The following is a 4,346-nucleotide window of genomic DNA, read 5'->3' as shown; positions in this document are numbered from 1 at the left end:
GTCGGAAGCAGCCGCAGTAACGCAACACGTTCGTCACACCGAGATAGGCCAGTCGAAGTAGCACAGCCGATCATCATGCCCCGGGTGGGAGAGACGGTCGGGAGACGAACCGGATCCTGCGACCGCCATCATGATCCTTTTGCAGCTGATCCCACCTGGCCGGATGAGGTTTCGGCACCTGCAACCCCAACCGCCCTCGCAGCGGAGCTGTTGGCGATCGCCGCTGCTCCTTCTGAACGGCGATAGCAGTTCCGGCGGAAGTTCCGCGAGGATGGCTTGCCTTGGCGGACCCCACCGGACCAGCAGCCGCAGACGGTGCAGGCTCGGTCGGGGGAGTTGGTGTAGCAGCGCGGCCAGCCGCGCCCGGTCGGCTGGTTCGAACCGGACGCTGTCCGCCGAGCTGGCGCTGCCGCACCACGGCTGATGGCGTAACGCGAGGATCTCTGCGTCTTTGTCTCGGTCGCTGCCCAACAGCAGTCGCAGGAGCGCGAACGCGTTGGTGATGCCGAGGTACGCCAGTCGCAGCAGCATGAGGCGGCATCGTCGCGCTGTGGCCAACGACGCTCGGCGTTCTCTCGCAGCAGCCGGCGATTCTCGGCCAGTATGTCGCCGGTCGGTCGATCATGGCGGTCGATGCTGCGTGGGTCATAGGTCAGGGTGAAGCTGCTGTAGCCGGTTGATGAGGGTGGCTGGGTTGGTTGGTCCGGTGCCGAACAGCAGGGCTGTGTAGAGCGGCGCTACGACGATGTCCATGATTTGTTGCAGTGTGGGGGGTTTCTCGCCGCGTGCGGTGGCTCGGTCGAGTAGGGCTTGCATGTCCTCGAAGCGTCGCGTGAGTGCGGGTGGTAGTTCTGCGTCGGTTCCGAGGCGGACAGCGACGAGTGTGCGTAGCAGTAGTTTGCCGTCTGGGCCGGAGAGGTCTTCGGCGGCGCGGTGGGCGTAGTCCTCGAGGTCGGCGCGGAGGTTGCCGGTGTCGCGTACTGGTGAGCGGTTGGTGAGGCGTTCGGCGACGGCGTCGAGTAGAAGGCCGTCGAGGGAGCCCCAGCGCCGGTAGAGGGTGCCGAGGTGCACTCCGGAACGCTCGGCCACCTGGGTGAGGGTTAGTTGGGCCAGGGGTTGTTCGGCTGTCAGGTCGTCGACTGCGCGTAGGACGTCGGCGCGGACTCGTGCGGTGCGTCCGCCGGGGCGGGTCTGGTGCTGGTCGGTCACGGACCGATCTTAACGCGAAGGGCTTTACGTTTGGACGCGGATGCCTTACCGTTGAGGCGAAGATGTTCGCGTTAAGGCGGCCGGTTCCGCTGGCCGCAGATCATCAGCGCCTGCGGATGCACCAAAGAAAAGGACGAAGACCATGAGCGTTCGCGAAACCCCAGCAAGCCTTCAAGAACCACCTGGAGTACCTGTCGTCCGGGCGGATCCAGGAGTGGGTGGAGCTGTTCACCGAGGACGGGGTCCTGGAGTTCCCGTACGGCCCGGCGGGCTTCCCGCAGAAGCTCGAAGGCAGGCGGGCCCTGTTCGACTACATGCAGAACTTCCCCGAGCATTTCAAGGTGGAGTTCGTTGACCTGCGTTTCCACGAGACTGTCGACCCCACCCTGGTCATCGCCGAGTTCAAGTCCATGGGGCAGGCGGTGAGCACCGGCAAGCCGTACAACCAGACCTACATCTCCGTCGTGGAGACGGTGGACGGCAAGATCAGCCGCTACGTCGACTTCTGGAACCCGCTGGTCGCAGCCGAATCGCTCAATGTGTCCGGCGACGCCAGCCTGTACGCGGCCTTCGACGCCAACTGACCCGCGCCGTGACGGGGTGCCGCGACTCGCGGCGCCCCTTCTCGCCGCTGCCCGCCCCGGCTGCCGGCCACCACAGACAGGAGTTTCGATATGCGGAACAGCGATCTCATTGACCAGTTCGCCATCCAGCGCGTGATCACCGAGTATGCCTGGTTCGTAGACCGCCGAGACTGGGCCGCTCTGGTGGCGACGTTCGCCGACACCGTGGTGGTCGACTACACGGCGATGAATGGCGGCGAACCGGAGACTCTCTCCGGCCATGAGCAGGTAGATCGGTGGCAACGGGAGTTGGGCGCGTTGGACAGCACACAGCACGTGGTCACCGGGGTGATCGCCGATGTCAGGGGCGATACCGCAACCGCAACCGCGAACGTGCTGGCTTGGCTACGACGCGACAACGTGCCGGGCGGACGGCTGTGGCACAACGGCGGCACGTACGAGTTTGAGCTGCACCGTTGGTGGGCGATGGCGCATCAGCCGGCTGGTAGCCCGACCAATCTGGATTGAGGGAAACATTGGTGTCTTCGCCCAGTGAGATGATCTCAGCGACCTTCCGGTAGGTATTGGCATTCGAAGTGGGTCAGGTACGGGGCTGCGGCACGGGATCTACGCGCCCGGCATTGAGCAATGAATCCGTCCCTCGACACCTTGCCGAAGCTCGGCGTACCCGCGAGGCGGGCATTTGAGCGCCCCCGGCTACAGCGCGCTACGCCACCTCGCGGGTGTGCCGCGCACAGAACTCGCCAAGCCGGCTGCCGACAGTCGGCCCTCCGCGATGCCGCGGGCGTCGTTGGCTGGGCGCCCAGGCGGCCCCTGCCATGTACCTGTAGGCCGCTATCGGCTCTCGCCGAGTGGTGTGTCCGCTGCGGACTGGAGCATCGCGGCGAAGACGGTGACGAGATCGGGATCGGCTTCGCTCCCAGCCGCTTCTGATTCTGCCTGCGCGAGAGGTTCGGTCCTGAGGATGTGGCCCAGGATGGAGGCACCCAGGGACAGCGCGAGGACCGCTGCGGCCCGTTTGCGGGCCTGGTCATCGCCGCCGAAGTAGTGGGCGAGCGGGGGCATGACGGTGTTCTCGACGTAGTCGCGCAGCACCGGCTGGGCGGCGGGGCTGGGGGCGGAGCGCAGCAGCATCAGATGGGCGTCGTGCTCGGTCCTGGCCTGGACGGTGGCATGGTGCTCGCCGGACAGCGTCACTGCGGCCAATACCCGGCCGAACTGGCCGGGGTCGATGTCGGCCAGGCCCGCCGGGCTGGGGTCCTCGGTGCCGATCGCTTCACGGAAGAGGGCTTCCTTGGTGCCGAAGTAGCGGTTGACCAGGGCGGCGGTGACGCCGGCGCGGCTGGCGATCTCACGCAGGCCGACCTCGTCGAAACCATGTTCCGTCCAGGCCTGCCGGGCGGCGGCGAGGATCGCCGCGCGGGTGGCCTCTCGGCCGGCCCGGCTCCGACGCGGCGGTTCGGCTGACGTGTCCTCGTGCTGCTGTGTGATTCGCATGACCCAAGTATACGCCTGTTGACAAACCTGACCGAGGTAAGTAAACACCTGTATACACGGTTCATCGCAACCACCGGGAACGTCCGCCTCAAGGGGAGCGCTCATGTCATCCACCATCTTGATCACCGGTACCAGCAGCGGCCTGGGCCGGCGCACCGCCGAGGTCCTCGCCGCACGGGGCCACACCGTCGTGGCCACCATGCGCGAACCCGACGGCAAGGATCGCCCGGCCGCCGAATCCCTGGTCAAAACCGCTGCGGACCTGCCCGGCAGCATCCACGTCGTGCCGATGGACGTCACCTCGGACGCCTCGGTCGAGCACGGCGTCCAGCTCGCCATCGGCCAGGTCGGCGCCCTGGACGTCGTGGTCAACAACGCCGGCTACGCCGTCACCGGCATCGGCGAAACCGTGACCAGCCAGCAGTTCCACGACGTCCTCGACGCCAACCTCGTCGGCTCGCACCGCGTCGCGCGCGCCGTCCTGCCGCACCTGCGCGCCCGCCGCCGCGGTCTGCTCGTCTTCGTGTCCAGCGGCTCCGGCCGGCTCACCGTTCCCGGCATGGGCGTCTACTCCGCGACCAAGTTCGGCGTCGAGGCCCTGGCCCAGGCCTACCGGTACGAGCTGCGTTCCCTGGGCATCGACGTGACGATCGTGCAGCCGGGCGCCTATCCGACCAACCTCGCGGCTGCGCAGCGGCTGGGTGCCGACGACAGCCGGCTCGCCGACTACGCCGAGGTCATGCAGCTGACCCAGACCTTCATGCAGAACGTCGGCGCGGCGTTCGCCTCGCCGCAGCCACCGGACCCGCGCGAGGTCGCCGACGCCATCGCCTCGCTGGTCGAGTCCGCGTCGGGCACCCGACCCGATCGCATTAGCGTCGACCGGTTCGTCCTCGGCACCGCCGTCGAGGCCATCAACGCCGCCACCAGGACCGCCACCGACGACCTGCTCACCCAGCTCGGTCTCGGCGCTGTCACCGATTGAGCGGCCAGCGTCCGTTTCCCGGGCTGCCGACCTTCACTTCCCGCACCCGCCACCAGCCAAAACCCGCCCTG

Annotated in this window: 4 protein-coding genes and 1 pseudogene; 3 read left to right on the top strand and 2 right to left on the bottom strand. The window is 67.3% G+C overall.

Translation table 11 applies throughout. The features are described 5' to 3' along the window. Nucleotides 1-645 precede the first annotated feature (645 nt). On the bottom strand, nt 646-1,209 hold the full coding sequence (locus FXF52_RS40455) for a TetR/AcrR family transcriptional regulator (protein WP_148804924.1): 564 nt from the start codon (nt 1,207-1,209) through the stop codon (nt 646-648). 173 nt (nt 1,210-1,382) lie between these two features. Here FXF52_RS40455 and FXF52_RS40450 point away from each other — a divergent pair. After that, nucleotides 1,383-1,793 (top strand): annotated as a pseudogene (locus FXF52_RS40450) (nuclear transport factor 2 family protein); the annotation flags it as partial. Nucleotides 1,794-1,883: 90 nt separating this feature from the next. Continuing rightward, complete coding sequence (locus tag FXF52_RS40445) at nt 1,884-2,300, top strand: nuclear transport factor 2 family protein (RefSeq protein WP_148804922.1); 417 nt, start codon at nt 1,884-1,886, stop codon at nt 2,298-2,300. A 327-nt stretch (nt 2,301-2,627) separates the two neighbouring features. Here the strand turns inward: FXF52_RS40445 and FXF52_RS40440 are convergent, their stop codons facing one another. Continuing rightward, a complete protein-coding gene (locus tag FXF52_RS40440; RefSeq protein WP_255472915.1) occupies nt 2,628-3,407 on the bottom strand; it encodes a TetR/AcrR family transcriptional regulator in 780 nt (259 codons plus the stop codon). On the opposite strand from FXF52_RS40440, the gene FXF52_RS40435 reads away from it, so the two are divergent. Continuing rightward, the gene (locus FXF52_RS40435; RefSeq protein ID WP_148804920.1) at nt 3,394-4,275 is read left to right on the top strand and encodes an SDR family oxidoreductase; all 882 of its coding nucleotides are present in this window, start codon (nt 3,394-3,396) and stop codon (nt 4,273-4,275) included. The genes FXF52_RS40440 and FXF52_RS40435 overlap by 14 nt on opposite strands. Nucleotides 4,276-4,346: the final 71 nt, after the last annotated feature.

The sequence above is a fragment of the Micromonospora sp. MP36 genome, assembly GCF_008119785.1.
GTDB lineage: Bacteria > Actinomycetota > Actinomycetes > Mycobacteriales > Micromonosporaceae > Micromonospora.
The sequence above is the reverse complement of the archived record's forward strand: the minus strand, read 5'-3'. Positions and strand labels throughout refer to the sequence as shown.